Source organism: Delftia sp. JD2, assembly GCF_001682645.1.
GTDB lineage: Bacteria > Pseudomonadota > Gammaproteobacteria > Burkholderiales > Burkholderiaceae_C > Comamonas > Comamonas acidovorans.
On the sequence record NZ_LFJT01000029.1, the window covers coordinates 15727 to 31541 of the forward strand.

13 protein-coding genes are annotated in these 15815 nt (G+C 66.3%); 5 read left to right on the top strand and 8 right to left on the bottom strand.

The window, feature by feature from the left end; translation table 11 throughout:
* Positions 1-186: 186 nt before the first annotated feature.
* Positions 187-1713: a PLP-dependent aminotransferase family protein gene (locus tag ACM14_RS16685; RefSeq protein ID WP_065346775.1), complete on the top strand. Its 1527-nt coding sequence runs from the start codon at positions 187-189 to the stop codon at positions 1711-1713.
* On the opposite strand, the gene ACM14_RS16690 is transcribed toward ACM14_RS16685, so the two are convergent.
* The 3 genes from ACM14_RS16690 to tal form a co-directional block, all read right to left on the bottom strand.
* Positions 1698-2597: a transporter substrate-binding domain-containing protein gene (locus tag ACM14_RS16690; RefSeq protein WP_012207470.1), complete on the bottom strand. Its 900-nt coding sequence runs from the start codon at positions 2595-2597 to the stop codon at positions 1698-1700. The two genes, ACM14_RS16685 and ACM14_RS16690, sit on opposite strands and share 16 nt — an antisense overlap.
* Before the next feature lie 231 nt (positions 2598-2828).
* Positions 2829-4451 (bottom strand): glucose-6-phosphate isomerase, encoded by a 1623-nt coding sequence (gene pgi, locus ACM14_RS16695; protein ID WP_065346776.1) that lies wholly within the window; start codon positions 4449-4451, stop codon positions 2829-2831.
* A 4-nt stretch (positions 4452-4455) separates the two neighbouring features.
* Positions 4456-5409: a transaldolase gene (tal, locus tag ACM14_RS16700; RefSeq protein ID WP_065346777.1), complete on the bottom strand. Its 954-nt coding sequence runs from the start codon at positions 5407-5409 to the stop codon at positions 4456-4458.
* Positions 5410-5617: 208 nt separating this feature from the next.
* Between tal and ACM14_RS16705 the strand changes: the two genes are divergently transcribed.
* Positions 5618-6463: a MurR/RpiR family transcriptional regulator gene (locus ACM14_RS16705; protein WP_016448717.1), complete on the top strand. Its 846-nt coding sequence runs from the start codon at positions 5618-5620 to the stop codon at positions 6461-6463.
* 28 nt (positions 6464-6491) lie between these two features.
* Here the strand turns inward: ACM14_RS16705 and fabF are convergent, their stop codons facing one another.
* Positions 6492-7790, bottom strand: coding sequence for a beta-ketoacyl-ACP synthase II (gene fabF / locus ACM14_RS16710; protein WP_065346778.1), 1299 nt, complete (start codon positions 7788-7790; stop codon positions 6492-6494).
* Between the two features lie 206 nt (positions 7791-7996).
* On the opposite strand from fabF, the gene ACM14_RS16715 reads away from it, so the two are divergent.
* Complete coding sequence (locus ACM14_RS16715) at positions 7997-8599, top strand: TetR/AcrR family transcriptional regulator (protein WP_065346779.1); 603 nt, start codon at positions 7997-7999, stop codon at positions 8597-8599.
* A gap of 15 nt (positions 8600-8614) precedes the next feature.
* Here ACM14_RS16715 and ACM14_RS16720 read toward each other — a convergent pair whose 3' ends face one another.
* The 3 genes from ACM14_RS16720 to ACM14_RS16730 all read right to left on the bottom strand — a co-directional run bounded on the left by ACM14_RS16720 (position 8615) and on the right by ACM14_RS16730 (position 12362).
* On the bottom strand, positions 8615-9841 hold the full coding sequence (locus tag ACM14_RS16720; RefSeq protein ID WP_065346780.1) for a M20 aminoacylase family protein: 1227 nt from the start codon (positions 9839-9841) through the stop codon (positions 8615-8617).
* A 134-nt stretch (positions 9842-9975) separates the two neighbouring features.
* Positions 9976-11124 (bottom strand): porin, encoded by a 1149-nt coding sequence (locus ACM14_RS16725; protein WP_013800664.1) that lies wholly within the window; start codon positions 11122-11124, stop codon positions 9976-9978.
* A 182-nt stretch (positions 11125-11306) separates the two neighbouring features.
* On the bottom strand, positions 11307-12362 hold the full coding sequence (locus ACM14_RS16730; protein WP_013800663.1) for a porin: 1056 nt from the start codon (positions 12360-12362) through the stop codon (positions 11307-11309).
* 331 nt (positions 12363-12693) lie between these two features.
* Between ACM14_RS16730 and coq7 the strand changes: the two genes are divergently transcribed.
* Positions 12694-13311 carry a 2-polyprenyl-3-methyl-6-methoxy-1,4-benzoquinone monooxygenase gene (coq7, locus tag ACM14_RS16735; RefSeq protein ID WP_065346781.1) on the top strand — a complete coding sequence of 206 codons (618 nt, stop codon included), beginning with the start codon at positions 12694-12696 and terminating at the stop codon, positions 13309-13311.
* Positions 13312-13419: 108 nt separating this feature from the next.
* On the opposite strand, the gene ACM14_RS16740 is transcribed toward coq7, so the two are convergent.
* Positions 13420-13872 (bottom strand): OsmC family protein, encoded by a 453-nt coding sequence (locus tag ACM14_RS16740; protein ID WP_012207481.1) that lies wholly within the window; start codon positions 13870-13872, stop codon positions 13420-13422.
* 366 nt (positions 13873-14238) lie between these two features.
* Here ACM14_RS16740 and ilvA point away from each other — a divergent pair, with 366 nt between their 5' ends.
* Positions 14239-15792, top strand: coding sequence for a threonine ammonia-lyase, biosynthetic (ilvA, locus tag ACM14_RS16745; RefSeq protein WP_013800662.1), 1554 nt, complete (start codon positions 14239-14241; stop codon positions 15790-15792).
* Positions 15793-15815: the final 23 nt, after the last annotated feature.

Genomic DNA, 15815 nt, shown 5'->3' on the forward strand with positions numbered 1-15815 from the left:
ATACGCAACAAGGGCGCGGGCCGCGGGGGCCACAGCCGTCCAAACGTAGGAGCCAGAGGCCCGGTGTTTACCCGCGTCGGCCGGCCCAAACCTTTACTTGCCCGCACCCGCACCGCAACATGGCGCCGACCGCGCGCCCTCTGCCCGGCCGCGCCAAGAACGCCCCCCGATTGCCTCCGTTGCGCCATGAGCACCCCTTCCGCCACAGACCCACGCCACCAGTGGGCCCGCCTGTTCGCGCTGCCCGAGCAGCCCGGCCTTCCCCTGAAGGACCGCCTGCGCCTGGCCCTGGTCCAGCCCATCCTCGAAGGCCGCCTGCCGCCCGGCGCGGCCATGCCGCCCTCGCGCGAGCTGTCGCGCCTGCTGGAGGTGTCGCGCAATACCGTGACCACGGTCTACGAGCAGCTCGTGGATGAAGGCTTTCTGGAAGCCCGCCCGCGCAGCGGCGTGTTCGTGGCCCGGGATTCGCGCCTGGCTGGTGTGGACGGCGCCCTGGCCCTGCCTGCGACAAGTCCCGGGGAGCCCGCACCGGACTGGTCTGCACGCGTGCTGCGCTCGCTGACGGACAGGCATACGCTGTCCAAGCCGCTGCAGTGGCGCGAGTACCCCTACCCCTTCGTCTACGGCATGCACGATCCCGCGCTGTTTCCCACCGAAGGCTTCCGGGAATGCTGCACGCGCAGCCTGGCGCGCGCCCAGCTGCCCCACTGGACGCCGGACTTCGAGACCGACGACGTGCCCGACCTGATCGAGCAGATCCGCCTGCGCCTGCTGCCCCGGCGCGGCGTGTTCGCGCTCAAGGAAGAGATCCTGGTCACCGTGGGCGCGCAGCAGGCCTTCTACCTGCTGGCCGACGCGCTGCTGGACCCCTCGCAGCGCCTGGGCTTCGAGGAGCCCGGCCACCCGCATGCGCGCAACACCTTTTCGCTGCGCCGCCCCCATTGGGTGCCCGTGGCCGTGGACGAGGAAGGCGTGGTGGTCGATGGCCTGCCGCCGCTGGACTATCTGTTCGTCACGCCCTCGCACCAGAGCCCCACCACCGTGACGCTGAGCCTGCAGCGGCGCGAGCAGCTGCTGCGCCGCGCCGAGCAGGGCGATTTCGTGATCATCGAGGACGACTACGAGGCCGAGAACCTCTACCAGGGCACGCCCATGCCCGCGCTCAAGAGCCTGGACAAGAGCGGGCGTGTGATCTATGTGGGTTCGCTGTCCAAGAGCCTGTCGCCCGCGCTGCGGCTGGGCTATATCGTCGCGCCGCGCGCGCTGATCGACGAGTTGCGCGTGCTGCGCCATGCCATGGTGCGCCACCCCAGCGCCTTTCTGCAGCACGCCTATGCGCTGTTCCTGTCGCTGGGCCACCATGAGGCCCATGCGCGCCGCGTGAACCAGGCCATGCTGGAACGCGTGGCGCAGGTGGACCGCTCGCTGCGCGCGCACCTGCCGGATTTCATCTTCCGCCAGCCCCAGGGCGGCGCATCGCTGTGGGTGCAGGCACCGCCGTGGCTGGACGCCGATGCGCTGGCCGCCGTGGCGCGCCGCCACGGCGTGCTGATCGAGGCAGGCAGCGCGTTCTTTGCGACGCCGCGCCAGCCCTGCCCCTTTTTCCGGCTGCGCCTGTCCTCCATTGCCATCGATCAGATCGATGCCGGCATCCAGGCGCTGGCGCGGGCGGTGATGGAGCTGGACTCAGCCCGCAATCACTGCTGCGCGTAGGATTCCAGCGGCTTGTCGTTGGGCTTTTGCAGCAGCTGCTTGAGCAGGTCGCTCATGGGCAGGTTCAGCGGGGCATTCTTGGGCGGAATGGGCTGCACGAACCACTTGTCGTAGATCTTCGCCACTTCGCCCGAGGCCATCATGCCCACCAGCACGTCGTCCACGGCCTTCTTGAAGGCGGGGTCATCGCGGCGGAACAGGATGGCGATGGGCTCGGAGCCCAGCACCTCGCCCACGATCTTGAAGCCTGCAGGGTTCTTGGAGTTGGCGATGACGCCGGCCAGCAGGTTATCGTCCAGCACGAAGGCATCGGCACGGCCCGATTCGAGCATCAGAAAGCTCTCGAAATGGTCCTTGCCCAGCGAGGTGGGCAGGTTCACGCCATTGTCGCGCCCGTATTTGCGCAGCAGCTGCACGGCGGTCGTGCCGGCCGAGGCCGCCACGGGCTTGCCGTCGAGCTGCTTGAAGGAGGTGATGCCCGAGTCGGCGCGCACGGCCATGCGCACCTGGCTCACGTAGGTGGTCACGGCAAAGGCCACCTGCTTTTGGCGCGCGAGGTTGTTCGTGGTCGGGCCGCAGCCGATGTCCACGGTGCCGTTCTGCACCAGGGGCATGGTGTTCTGCGAGGTCAGGGCCATGTACTCGATCTTGGCCTTGGGCACGATCTGCGCCAGCACCTTCTCGCACAGCTCCACGTGGTAGCCCACGTACTTCTGCGTGGTCCCGAAGGCATAGGCCATGGGCGCCGAGCTTTCGCGCACGCCCATCACCACCTTGCCTGTGCTCTGGATCTTGTCCAGCGTGCCGGCCGCCTCCTGTGCATGGGCAGCGCCAGTTGCCGCCACCACACATGCCATCGCCACATGGGCCAGTACGAATCGCATCGAGGGTCTCCTTGGATAGTTGTTGCAGGTCCGAAGGCGCACTGCGCCTCCACCCTGCCGTGCCGCCGTCACCGGCTGCCTCCAGGCAGGGCCGCCGTCAAGGCGATTGCATCAACTATCGAGCAATCAGGCGCCTGTGCATAACGATGAAATGGAAGAAGGTCATGCTCCACCCACATGACCCGGCACCCTGCTGGTGCGCCGCGGTGGCCCCAGGCCCGCCGCGCCCAGTCAGCCGGCCGACCCTGCCGCAAGCCGGTGCATGAGGCCCTGCGTCGAGGCATCGACGCCCTGCCAGTCGCCACTGTCCTGGCGCGCATGCAGCTGGCGCGCCAGGTGCTTGCCCAGTTCCACGCCCCACTGGTCGAAGCTGTTGATGCCCCAGACCGCACCTGCGGAAAAGACACGGTGCTCGTACAGCGCGATCAGGGCGCCCAGCGATGCCGGGTCCAGCTGCTGCAGCAGCAGGAAGCTGCTGGGCCGGTTGCCCGCGCAATGGCGCTCTGCCCCTTCTTCGCCGTGGCGCCCCTCCATCAGGGCCTGGGCCTGGGCAATGGCGTTGACGACCAGGCTCTGGTGGTGGGCGCCCAGGTATTTGCCGCCGTCGCGCAGCGCGATGAACTCCACGGGAATCACGTCCTGGCCCTGGTGCAGCATCTGGAAGAAGGCATGCTGGCCATTGGTGCCGGGCTCGCCCCAGATCACGGGTGCCGTGCGCACGGGCAGTGTCTGCCCGTCGCGCGTCACGCCCTTGCCGTTGCTCTCCATCTCCAGCTGCTGCAGGTAGGCGGTCAGCCGCCGCAGGCCATGGCTGTAGGGGGCAATGCAGCGGCTGGACAAGCCGCAGAAATCGCGGTACCAGACGTCCAGCAGGCCCAGGCGCAGCGGCAGGTTGCCCTCCACGCCCGAGGAAAAGAAATGCGCATCCATGGCATGGGCGCCACCCAGCAGCGCACGGAACTGCGCCGCTCCGATGGCAATGGCCACGGGCAGGCCGATGGCCGACCACAGCGAAAAACGCCCGCCCACCCAGTCCCAGAATCCCAGCGTGCGGCGGATGCCGAAGTCGGCTGCGGCCTGCACATTGGTGGTGAGCGCCACGAAGTGCCGGTCGATGGAGCACGCGGCCTGCGGGTCCTCGCTACCGCCCTGCTCCAGGAACCACCGGCGCGCCGAGTGCGCGTTGAGCATGGTCTCGGCCGTGGTGAAGGATTTGGAGGCGATCAGGAACAGCGTGCTGTGCGGGCGCACGCGGCGCAGCACATGGCCGAGCTCATGGCCATCGACGTTGGAGACGAAATGGAAATTCTTGCCCGCATCGACCCAGTCCTCCAGCGCATTGACCACCACTTCGGGGCCCAGGTGCGAGCCGCCGATGCCGATGTTCACAATGTCGGTGATGCCCTCGTCGCCACGCACCTGCTCGGCCAGGGCCAGCATGGCGTCCAGCGTCTCGTGCACCTGGCCCAGCGCCTCGTGCATGGCCGGCTGCCACTGCTGCACGGTGGCACAGTGGCGCAGCTGGCCGCCGTCGCGCGGCATGCGCAGCAGCCAGTGCATGACGGCACGGCCCTCGGTGCAGTTGACGGGCTCGCCGGCCAGCATGGCGTCGCGCTGGGCCAGCACGCCGGCCTGCTGCGCCAGCTCGCGCAGCAGCTCTTCGGTGCGCTCGGTCCAGAGGTTCTTGGACAGGTCGGCAAAGACATGGGGCGCCTGCTGGCTCAGCGCGTCCAGCCGGCCCGCGTCCGCGGCAAAGGCCTGGCGCAGATCCAGGGTCTGGATGTCTTCGTGGAAATGGCTTTCAAGTGCCGGCCATGCCGGCAAGGTATTGCACAGAACGGGCAAGGTCTTCATCCAATCAGTCTGCGGCCTGCTGCATCAATGCTTCGAGCTTGCGCGTGTCGGCAGCAAAGGCGCGGATGCCTTCGGCCAGCTTTTCGGTTCCCATGGCGTCTTCGTTGAGGGCCAGGCGGAACCCGGCCTCGTCGTAGTGCACGGGATCGAGCTCCAGGGTCCGCGCCGCCTCGGGGTCCAGGGCGCGCGCCAGCGGCGCATCGCTGGCGCCCAGCTGGGCCAGCAGTTCGGGGGCGATGGTCAACAGGTCACAGCCGGCCAGTGCCACGATCTGGCCCGTGTTGCGAAAGCTCGCGCCCATGACCTCGGTGGCGATGCCGAAGTGCTTGTAGTGCTCGTAGATGGCGCGCACGGAACGCACGCCGGGGTCGTTGGCGCCGGCCATGGCGACCTCGTCCCACTGAGCGCCGGCCTGCTTCTTGTACCAGTCGTAGATGCGGCCCACGAAGGGAGAGATCAGCTGCACCTTGGCCTGTCCGCAGGCCACGGCCTGGCAGAACGAGAACAGCAGCGTGAGGTTGGTGTGAATGCCGCGCAGCTCCAGCTGGCGCGCCGCCTCGATGCCTTCCCAGGTGGAGGCGATCTTGATGAGCACGCGGTCGATGTGCACGCCTTCGGCCTGGTACAGCTCGATCAGGCGCTCGGCACGTGCCACGGTGGCCGAGGTATTGAAGGACAGGCGCGCATCGACTTCAGTGGAGACACGGCCCGGAATGGTGTTCAGGATCTCGCAGCCGAAGCGCACCAGCATGCGGTCCATGACCTCGTCGAGGCTGCGGCCCTTGTACTGGGCCACGGTGGCACGCATCAGCGGTGCGTACTCGGGCTTTTGCACCGCCTTGAGGATGAGCGAGGGATTGGTGGTCGCATCCCGCGGCTGGAACTGGGCCAGTTGGTGGAAGTCGCCGGTATCGGCCACCACGGTCGTGTACTGTCGAAGCGCATCAAGCTGGTTCATGGAACATCCTTTGGGCGGGAGCCTGGCGAGGGGCGGCATCGCACCAGGGCGGTGCGGTTGTACCGGCAAATCCTCCGAGTGTATGCGCGCGCATGGTTTGCATCGGCGTCAGGAAAGTAAGCGAAGGCTGCCGCTCATGCAAAATGCGCGCTGGACCTGCCTTGCGGCAACCGCTTCCCTTCACCCACAGAACAACGCCCACCGCCTAATGCTGGACCGCATCACCGCCTCGCTGCCCTCGCTTGCTCCCGCCGAACAACGCGTGGCCCGCCTGGTGCTGGCCGATCCACGGGCCTTCGCACGGCAGCCGGTGCGCGAACTGGCCGAGCGCGCCCATGTCAGCAAGCCGACGGTGGTGCGCTTTTGCCGCAGCATGGGCTACGACGGCCTGGCCGATTTCAAGCTCAAGCTGGCCGGCAGCGTCAGCGAGGGCGTGCCCTTCATCCACCGCAGCGTGGACACCGACGACAAGACCAGCGACGTGATGGTCAAGGTGGTGGACAACGCCGTGGCCGCCTTCCTGCAGTACCGCAATGCAGCCAGCACCACGGCCATAGAGCAGGCGGCGCAGGCCATCGCCTCGACCTGGCAGACGGGCCGGCGCATCGAGTTCTACGGCGCAGGCAACTCGGGCATCGTGGCGCAGGACGCGCAGCACAAGTTCTTTCGCCTGGGCGTGACCAGCCTGGCCACCAGCGACGGCCACATGCAGGTGATGAGCGCCACCCTGCTGGGGCCCGGCGACTGCGCGGTGATCATCTCCAACTCGGGCCGCACGCGCGACCTGATGGACGCCGCCGACATCGCGCGCAAGAACGGCGCCACCACGATTGCCATCACCGCCAGCGGCTCGCCCCTGGCCTCGGCCTGCCACATCCATCTGGCCGCCGACCATCCCGAGGGCTACGACCGCTACAGCCCCATGGTGTCGCGCCTGCTGCACCTGCTGGTCATCGACGTGCTGGCCACCTGCGTGGCGCTGCGCATCGGCCCGGCCCTGCAGCCTGCGCTGGAGCAGATGAAGAACAACCTGCGGGCCAAGCGCTACACGTAGCACCGGCCCCCAGACCCACCCTCCTCGCTCAGCCCTGCCAGCGCCTGAGCACCAGCGAGGCGTTGACGCCACCAAAGCCGAAACCGTTGACCAGGGCATGCTCCATGGCCCAGGGCCTTGCCGCGCCGGCGATCAGGTCCAGCCCCTGGGCCAGGGGATCGGGCTCCACGAGATTGCGCGTGGCCGGCGCCATCTGGTCGCGCAGCGCCAGCACCGTGAAGATGGCCGCCACCGCGCCCGCCGCGCCCAGCAAATGGCCCGTGGCCGACTTGGTGGAGCTGATCGCCACGCCGCTGCCCTCGCCAAACAGGGAGCGCATGGCCGCCAGCTCGCCGCGGTCGCCCACGGGCGTGGAGGTGGCGTGGGCATTGAGGTACTGCAGCTGATCCGGCGACAGCCCCGCCATGGCCAGCGCCTGCGCCATGCTGCGGCGCGCGCCGTCGCCATCCTCCGGGCCAGAGGTGATGTGATAGGCATCGGCGCTGGTGCCGTAGCCCACGACTTCGGCCAGCGGCACGGCGCCGCGCGCCAGGGCGTGGTCCAGCCCCTCCAGCACCAGGGCGCCCGCGCCCTCGCCCATGACAAAGCCGTCGCGGCCTGTGTCGAAGGGGCGCGAGGCCTCTTCGGGGCGGTCGTTGTATCCCGTGGAAAGGGCCTTGGCCGCCGCGAACGCACCCAGGCTCACGCGGTCGATGGCAGCCTCGGCGCCGCCGCACAGCGCCACATCGGCCTCGCCCGAACGGATCATGCGCAGGCCGTCGCCCATCGCCTGAACGCTGGCCGCGCAGGCCGTGACCGGCGCACCCAGCGGGCCCTTGAGTCCATGGCGTATCGACACATGGCCGGCCGCGAGATTCACCAGGAAAGACGGCACGGTGAAGGGCGACAGGCGCGACACCCCCCGGCTGTCCGTGGTGCGCACGGCCTGGGCAATGGCGCCAAAGCCGCCGATGCCCGAGGCAATGATGCAGGCCGTGCGCGTGCGTTCCTGCTCGCTGGCCGGCTGCCAGCCGGCCTGGGCCAGGGCCTGGTCCGAAGCGTCCAGCGCCAGCGGAATGAAGCGGTCCATCTTGCGCTGGTCCTTGGGCGAGACCACGGCATCGATGTCCCAGCCGCCTTCCGGGTCCCGGGCCAGGTCGGGCACCTGGCCTGCCACCTGGCCCGGCACATCGGGCGCCAGATCCTCGGGCAGCCGGCTCAGGCCCGATGCGCCGGACAGCAGCCGGCGCCAGGCCAATTCAGTGCCGCGCCCCAGCGGCGAGACCATGCCCATGCCCGTGATGACCACGCGGCGAGGCAGGTGGGCAGCCGTATGGGCCGTATTCATGAGCCGCTCCTGGCACACCGTACGGAGGTCGGAGCGGGCCCAGGCAGCAGGCTGCGCAGAAGTGAACAGGCATTCATCGGTTCTTCCCTGTAGAGTGCACAGCCCCTGCAGAACATGGCGCACAGGCCATGGCAGTGGCTGATTTATGATGATGGCCGTCATCATAAACGTGTTTTGATAACGACCACAATCATTGGACAGCGCACATGAAAGTCACGAAAGCCCAGGCCGCGCAGAACCGGCAGGACATCCTCGAAGCCGCCGCGCGGCTGTACCGCGAGCACGGGCTGGACGGCGTCGGCGTGGCCGAGGTGACGCGCGGCGCGGGGCTCACGCACGGCGGGCTCTATCGCCACTTCGAATCCAAGGATGCGCTGGTGCGCGAGGCCTGCGCACGCGCCTTCGACTGGTCCATCGCGCCGCTGGACGGCCTGCAGGGTGAACAGGCCGGCAGCCTTGCCGCGCGCGTGCAGTCCTATCTGTCGCCGCAGCACCGCGACAGCCCCGGCGAGGGCTGCCCCGCTGCCGCGCTGGCCGTGGACGTGGCCCGGGCAGGCGGCGATCTTTCAGCGGTGTTCGCCGAAGGGGTGGAACGCAACATCGGCAGATTTGCGCGCGTGATCGGCACACTTGGCGACGATCAGGCACCCGATGCCGCACAGCGCGCCCAGGCCATGGCCATGCTCAGCAGCATGGTGGGCGCCCTGGTCCTGGCACGCGCCACGGTCGCGGCCAATCCAGCCTTGTCCGACGAGATTCTGAAAACGGTGCAGGCCCACCTTCTTGCGCCCGAGGGCCAGGCCCGTTGACCCGCTCCGCCTGCGCTAGACGTCCTGCGAATGCAGCGGCATGGCCTGCTCGATCAGGCTGGCGTGCAGGGCAGCGCCCAGCGGCAGCACTTCGTCGTTGAAGTCATACCGGCTGCTGTGCAGCGGCACCCCGGGCTGGGCGCCCGTGGATTGCCCCAGGCGCAGGTAGGCACCGGGCTTGTGCTGCAGCATGAACGAAAAGTCCTCGGCCCCCATGCTGGGTTCCAGCTGCCGGTCCAGGTTCTCCACCCCCACCAGCGACTGGGCCACATCAGCAGCAAAGGCAGCCTCCGTGGGGGAGTTGATGGTGGCGGGATAGATGCGCTCGTAGTTGACCTTGGCCGTGGCACCCAGCCCCAGCGCCACCGCGCTGCACAACTCCTGCAGGCGCTGCTCGACACGGTCCTGCACGGCGGGGTCGAAGGTCCGCACGGTTCCCACCAGCGTTGCCGTGCCCGGCATCACGCTGAAGGCACCCAGGTCCCCGGCATGCACGGCGCACAGGCTGATGACGGCACTGTCGATGGCGCGCACATTGCGCGAGACGATGCTCTGCACCGCCGTGGTGATGTGCGCGGCCGCCAGCACCACGTCCACCGTCTGGTAGGGATGCGCACCATGGCCGCCGCGCCCCGTGATCTCGATGGTGATGCGGTCGGCAGCCGCCATCATCGCGCCCATGTTGATGCCCACCGTGCCCGCACGCATGGCGGGCCAGTTGTGCATGGCGTACACGGCCTGCATCGGAAAACGGTCGAAAAGACCATCGGCAATCATGGCCCGCGCGCCGCCGCGCCCTTCCTCGGCAGGCTGAAAGACCAGCACGGCCGAGCCGTCGAAGCGCCGCGTCGCTGCCAGGTAGCGGGCGGCGCCCACCAGCATGGTCGTATGGCCGTCATGCCCGCAGCCGTGCATCAGCCCCTGCTTGCCGGACTTCCAGGGAAATTCGTTGTGCTCGACCATGGGCAGTGCGTCCATGTCGGCACGCAGGCCCACCATGGCACCCGAACTGTGGCCCTGCCCGCGGATCACGGCCACCAGGCCCGTGGTGCCCAGGCCTTCATGGATCTCGTCCACACCGCACTGGCGCAAGGCCTCCTTGACGCGCGCCGCCGTGAAGCGCTCCTCGAATCCCAGTTCCGGATGCGCATGCAGCTCGCGGCGCAGCGCCGTCAGCTCCGGGTGGTACTGGGCGATCTGGGCAAAGGCCCGACCGCCTGCCTTGTATCGAGTGGCTTCCATAGCCTTGGTTCTTTCGCTTCGTTGGCCTGCGCATTACCTTAACGCAGGAAATCGCGCCCGCCCACCGTCAGCCCATCGACAGGAAGCAAAAAGGCCTCCCGAAGGAGGCCATTCGTTGCGCAGACGCCGCGTGCTCAGAAGCGATGGCGCAGGCCGACGGTGAAGCCCGTGCGCTTGGTAGCGCCATTGGCGTCCAGCATCACGCCCGAGCCACCGCTGGTCTTGGTGTGGTCCAGGGCCACATAGGCATCGGTACGCTTGGAGAAGGCGTAGTCGACCACCGCCACCAGGAAGTCTGCCTTGCCATTGAAATTACCCGTGCCCGAGCCCGACTGCTTGGCATGGTAGTAATGCGCGCCCACATTGATCTGGGGCGTGATCTGGTAGCCGAAGCCCATCTTGTACATCTGGCGCTTGTTGGCGTCGCCGGCCACGAAGCCGCCGTTGGACGAGCCTGTCCAGAAGGAGTTGAGGATGGCCTGGTCGAATCCACCGCCTGCGGTTGCCGCCGGGAACGCGTCCTTGCGCTTGTTCAGGCCGTAGCCCAGGTTGACGTACCAGGGGCCCACACGGTACGAGCCGCCCAGGGTATAGGCATCGACCTTGGTGCCGGCCGGCAGCGTGGTGCCCAGGTAGCCGGCGCCTGCGGAGATGCCGCTTTGCGAATAACGCAGATAGCCGCCGGCCGTCTTGATGGCGCCACCAGGGGCCACGCCGGTGCCGACCTTGTCGAAGGTGTTGTTCTCGTCGAACGAATACTGCAGGGCGCCGCGCACGGGGCCGAACTCGGCCAGGTACTTGACCATGTTGCTGGCGCGCGCGCCCATGGACATGCCGATTTCAGGCTTGTAGGCCTCCATGTACGGCGAGTACGGGAAGGAGGCATAGGTGGAGGTCACCAGGTCGAACAGCATGTTGTACTGGCGGCCCAGGGTGACCTGGCCAAAGCTCTTGCTGCGCAGGCCCACCCAGGATTGCTGGAAGTAGCTGGCTGCAGCCTGCTCGCCGGTGTCGGTGAGGAAACGGGCTTCCAGGTTGGCAATGGCTGCCAGACCGCCGCCCAGATCCTCGGTGATGTTGATGCCCCAGCGGCTTTGCGACATGCCGCCGCCGATCATCTGGGTCTTGCCGCTCTTGGTCGGGCCTTCATTGGTGGTGTGGCGCACGCCGGCATCGACGATGCCGTACAGCTGCACGCTGCTTTGCTGGGCGAATGCTGCCAAGGGTGCCGTTGCTGCCAACACCGCCAGTGCCACGCTCTTTTTCACGAATGAAGAATTCATTGTGTTGTCTCTCTCTTGTTAACGATTGGTTGGTGGAAATTTCATTCTAGAAACGCTTTTCCCGCCTCGTCACCGTTGGCACAAGCACAACACAGGTCTTTCCCTAGCACAAAACAAAAGAGCCAGTCCGAAGACTGGCTCTTTTTTGCTTCAAATGGCAACTGGCTTACGCCAGCCGTTCATTAGAAAGCGTGGCGGATGCCGACTTGCACGCCAGTCTGGCTTTCGCCAGCTTGCACGCCACCAGCGTACACGCCCTTGGCTTGCAGGCCCAGGGTCGACAGATCCTTGTTCTTCAGGAACGCCAGGTTGCCGTACAGAGCGGTGCGCTTGGACAGGTTGTGGACGTAGCCCAGAGTGATCTGGTGAGCCTTGGAGTCGATGGCCTTTTGGTCGTACAGAGCGTATTGCAGCTTGACTTCGCCCACGCCGCCGACGGGAGCCGAAGCACCCAGCATGTAGGAGTTGGTCTTGATGTCGCCGCCGATGTCACGCTTGAACTTGGTCTGTTGCAGCAGGCCGCTCAGCTTGGCAACGCCGAAGTTGTACGAAGCACCCAGGGTGATTTCGTCACGGTCGGTAGCCAGGCCGCCAACGGCAGTCTTTTGCTGGGCCAGGCCCAGGCTGGCGCTCAGGGGGCCGTTGTCGTATGCAACGTAACCGCCGATGTAACGGCCGACGCTGTCAGCAGTACCGATGGTTTGCTTTTCGTCGAAAGCGTAGCCAAAGCCGGCGTTGAAACCGCCGAAGTTGGGGGTGTAGTACGAGATCAGGTTGTTAGCGCGGATGCCGTTGTCGTCGGCGCCTTGGCCAGCTGCCCAGTTACGGAAGCCCATGAATTGGCCGATACCGGTGGCGCTGAACAGGTCGTAGGAGGTCAGCTTTTGGAAGGTCGGGACTTGGTCACGGCCCAGGCGCACTTCACCGAAGTTGCCCGACAGGCTCACGGTGGAACGACGCTTGAAGTTGAAGCCGCTGGCGTTGCCATCGTCACCGAAGATTTCGCCTTCCAGCCAGAAGCCAGCCTTCAGACCACCACCCAGGTCTTCCGTGCCGCGCAGGCCCAGACGGCTCGTGGAAGCGCCGCTGGTGCCCAGGCCGTAACGGCTGTCGCCAGCTGCGTCCTTGTTCACGTAGGCAACGCCAGTGTCGACGATACCGAACAGGGTCACGGAGGATTGAGCCATTGCGGCGCCGGAAGCAGCCAGCACTGCCAGGGCAATCAGAGATTTTTTCATTACGAGTTACTCCAAGGTTTAGAAGGGCGCCGGTCGTGAGGAAGAGAGGCTTGGCCTGATGCTCCACCGGTTTCCCGCGCCAACCTCCTGGTGGGGAAGTTAGGGCCTATTGCACCAGACCACCGCTGCCCATGCAAAGAAATTCACCCACAAACGGGCATTACCCCCCGTTTTTCGTTGCACTGCCGCAACAAACCTGCAAGCCAACACAATCAGGCCCAACCCGAACATCGCGCCGGCCTTGTTGCGCTTGCACAAAGAGAGGGCATGGCGTCCTGGTGTACCGTTCAGACCCTGAATTTGCCAAGATTTTCCGCTCTAGGGACCGCCCATGGACAAGATACTGACTGCCGCCGATGCGGCGCTTCGCACCCTGTTTGCACAGCCTTCCGCCGCCGAACGCTCCCCGGCCGCCGGCATCGCGGAGGGAGAGCTGACCGAGGCACAGCGTCGGCTGTCGGGCGCCTTGATGCGCGTCAATCACGTCGGAGAGGTCTGCGCCCAGGCGCTGTACAACGCCCAGGCCATGGTGACGCGCGACATGGTGCTGCGCGAGCACCTGCTGGAGGCGGCGCGCGAGGAGACCGACCACCTCGCATGGACCCGCGACCGGCTCAACGCCCTGGGCGACCGGCCCAGCCTGCTGAACCCGCTGTGGTTTGCCGGCGCCTTCGCCATTGGCGTGGTGGCGGCCAAGATCAGCGACGCGGCCAGCCTGGGGTTTGTAGTGGAGACGGAGGAGCAGGTGTCCGCCCATCTGGAAAGCCATCTGGGCCTGTTGCCCGAGGAAGACCGCGCCTCACTGGCCGTGGTGGCCCGCATGAAGTATGACGAGGAACGCCATGCCGCCGCTGCGCGCGAAGCTGGCGCCCTGCAATTGCCGCCCCCCGCCCGCGCCTTGATGCGCCTGGCAGCCAAGGTGATGACGACAACCGCCCACCGCATCTGAACCTTCAGAAACATCTGAAACAGCATTCCATCCAAAAAAAGCGGGCCTTGCCCGCTTTCTTCATTTCAGGAGGGCCGCGCCGAGGCGCAAGCCCGGCCATCGACGGCATCAGGCCTCGACGATGTCGAATCCCGTGGTGATCTCGGCCGTCTTGCCCAGCATGATGGTGGCCGAGCAGTATTTGTCATGGCTCATGGCGATGGCACGTTCCACCGCACCCGTGGGCAGACCCGTACCGCTGACGGTGAACTGCATGTGGATCTTGGTGAACACCTTGGGGTCCGCATCGGCGCGCTCCGAGGTGAGCTTGACGCTGCAGCCTTTGACGGCATGCCTGCCGCGCTTGAGGATCAGCACCACGTCATAGGCCGTGCAGCCACCGGCGCCGGCCAGCAGCATCTCCATGGGGCGGGGTGCCTGGTTCTGCCCTCCATTGGCGGGGTTGGCCGCATCCGGCGCCCCATCCATATTGACCACGTGGCCGCTGCCCGTTTCCGCCACGAAGCCCATGCCCGAGCGCATGCCGGTCGTGCCGCCTGTCCAACTCACTGTGCATTCCATTGTTGCGTCCTCAAAAAACTGTTGCTATTTTGCATCAACTACACAAAAACCCTGATTTTGTTGCAACGCAGCACCTGTCGTGCATACAATGCACCCAAGCGTTATCTGAAGGGTTAACCCGGACACCCCTCCAGATGGACTGCAGATTGTGAACCAACTTCGCTCTGCATCGCACCAGTTGTCTCCTCCACCTCCTCTATTGGTGGATTCAGCCCCCGGCTTTACAGCCTGGGGCTTTTTTTTGGTTTCGTCGCTCCCGGCCTGTGCAGGACGCTGCACTGCAGCATGATTCACAAGCGCCTATGATGGCCGCCTGACACCGACGGGCCGCCTCCCGGCCTGCTGCTCTCCAGCCTTTCGCCGACGATGAACCACCCCCTGACCCCTGCCGACTACCTGACCAAGATCCTTACCGCGCGCGTTTATGACGTGGCCGTGGAGTCGGACCTGGAGCCCGCCAAGGCGCTGAGCCGCCGCCTGCACAACAAGGTGCTGCTCAAGCGCGAGGACCAGCAGCCGGTGTTCAGCTTCAAACTGCGCGGCGCCTATAACAAGATGGCGCACCTGTCGGCCGAGCAGCTGGAAAAGGGCGTGATATGCGCCTCGGCCGGCAACCATGCGCAAGGCGTGGCCCTGGGCGCACGCAAGCTCGGCTGCCGTGCCGTGATCGTGATGCCGACCACCACGCCCCAGGTCAAGATCGATGCGGTGCAGGCGCTGGGCGGCGAGGTGGAACTGGCCGGTGAAAGCTATTCCGACGCCTACAAGCACGCCGTCAAGCTGCAAAAGGAAAAGGGCCTGACCTTTGTGCACCCCTTCGACGATCCCTACGTGATCGCCGGCCAGGGCACGATTGCCATGGAAATGCTGAGCCAGCTGCAAAAGCTGGGCAGCCCGCGCCTGGACGCGGTCTTTGTCGCCATCGGCGGCGGCGGCCTGATCTCGGGCGTGGCCAACTACATCAAGGCCGTGCGCCCCGACGTGAAGGTGATCGGCGTGCACACCAAGGATTCGGACGCCATGCTGCAGTCCGTGCGCGCCGGCCACCGCGTGGAACTGGCCGACGTGGGCCTGTTCGCCGACGGCACGGCCGTCAAGCTGGTGGGCGAGGAGACCTTCCGCATCGCCCAGGGCCTGGTGGACGACTACGTGGTGGTCGATACCGATGCCGTCTGCGCCGCGATCAAGGACATCTTCGTGGACACGCGCTCCATCGTCGAGCCGTCCGGCGCCCTGGCCGTGGCGGCCATCAAGCAGTACGTTGCCAAGCACAAGACCAAGGGCGAGACCTATGCCGCCATCCTGTGCGGCGCCAACATGAACTTCGACCGGCTGCGCTTCGTGGCCGAGCGGGCCGAGGTGGGCGAGGAGCGCGAGGCCCTGTTCGCCGTAACCATCCCAGAGGAACGCGGCAGCTTCAAGCGCTTTTGCGAAGCCGTGGGCAAGCTGCCCGGCGGCCCGCGCAACGTGACCGAATTCAACTACCGCATCAGCCACGAGAACAAGGCCCACGTCTTCGTGGGCCTGACCACGGCGGCACGCGGCGAGTCCGAGAAGATCGCCAGGAACTTCGAGAAGCAGGGCTTCGAGGCGCTGGACCTGACCTTCGACGACATGGCCAAGGAGCATCTGCGCCACATGGTCGGCGGCCATTCGCCGCTGGCGCAGGAAGAGCGCCTGCTGCGCTTCGTCTTCCCCGAACGCCCCGGCGCACTGTTCAAGTTCCTCAGCCTGATGGCGCCGACCTGGAACATCTCGCTGTTCCACTACCGCAACCAGGGCGCCGACTACGGCCGCATCCTGGTCGGCATGCAGGTGCCCGCCAAGGACGGCAAGAAATTCGACGCCTTCCTGAGCAATCTTGGCTACCCCTGGGTCGAGGAAACCGCCAACCCGGCCTACCAGCTTTTCCTCAAGTGACGGACCTGGCTGGCCGGCACTGA

What these genes read in the sequence shown, in the direction of transcription:
- ACM14_RS16685 (WP_065346775.1), top strand. Translation starts at nt 187, where the DNA reads ATGAGCACCCCTTCCGCCACAGACCCACGCCACCAGTGGGCCCGCCTG.
- ACM14_RS16690 (WP_012207470.1), bottom strand. Translation starts at nt 2,597, where the DNA reads ATGCGATTCGTACTGGCCCATGTGGCGATGGCATGTGTGGTGGCGGCA.
- pgi (WP_065346776.1), bottom strand. Translation starts at nt 4,451, where the DNA reads ATGAAGACCTTGCCCGTTCTGTGCAATACCTTGCCGGCATGGCCGGCA.
- tal (WP_065346777.1), bottom strand. Translation starts at nt 5,409, where the DNA reads ATGAACCAGCTTGATGCGCTTCGACAGTACACGACCGTGGTGGCCGAT.
- ACM14_RS16705 (WP_016448717.1), top strand. Translation starts at nt 5,618, where the DNA reads ATGCTGGACCGCATCACCGCCTCGCTGCCCTCGCTTGCTCCCGCCGAA.
- fabF (WP_065346778.1), bottom strand. Translation starts at nt 7,790, where the DNA reads ATGAATACGGCCCATACGGCTGCCCACCTGCCTCGCCGCGTGGTCATC.
- ACM14_RS16715 (WP_065346779.1), top strand. Translation starts at nt 7,997, where the DNA reads ATGAAAGTCACGAAAGCCCAGGCCGCGCAGAACCGGCAGGACATCCTC.
- ACM14_RS16720 (WP_065346780.1), bottom strand. Translation starts at nt 9,841, where the DNA reads ATGGAAGCCACTCGATACAAGGCAGGCGGTCGGGCCTTTGCCCAGATC.
- ACM14_RS16725 (WP_013800664.1), bottom strand. Translation starts at nt 11,124, where the DNA reads ATGAATTCTTCATTCGTGAAAAAGAGCGTGGCACTGGCGGTGTTGGCA.
- ACM14_RS16730 (WP_013800663.1), bottom strand. Translation starts at nt 12,362, where the DNA reads ATGAAAAAATCTCTGATTGCCCTGGCAGTGCTGGCTGCTTCCGGCGCC.
- coq7 (WP_065346781.1), top strand. Translation starts at nt 12,694, where the DNA reads ATGGACAAGATACTGACTGCCGCCGATGCGGCGCTTCGCACCCTGTTT.
- ACM14_RS16740 (WP_012207481.1), bottom strand. Translation starts at nt 13,872, where the DNA reads ATGGAATGCACAGTGAGTTGGACAGGCGGCACGACCGGCATGCGCTCG.
- ilvA (WP_013800662.1), top strand. Translation starts at nt 14,239, where the DNA reads ATGAACCACCCCCTGACCCCTGCCGACTACCTGACCAAGATCCTTACC.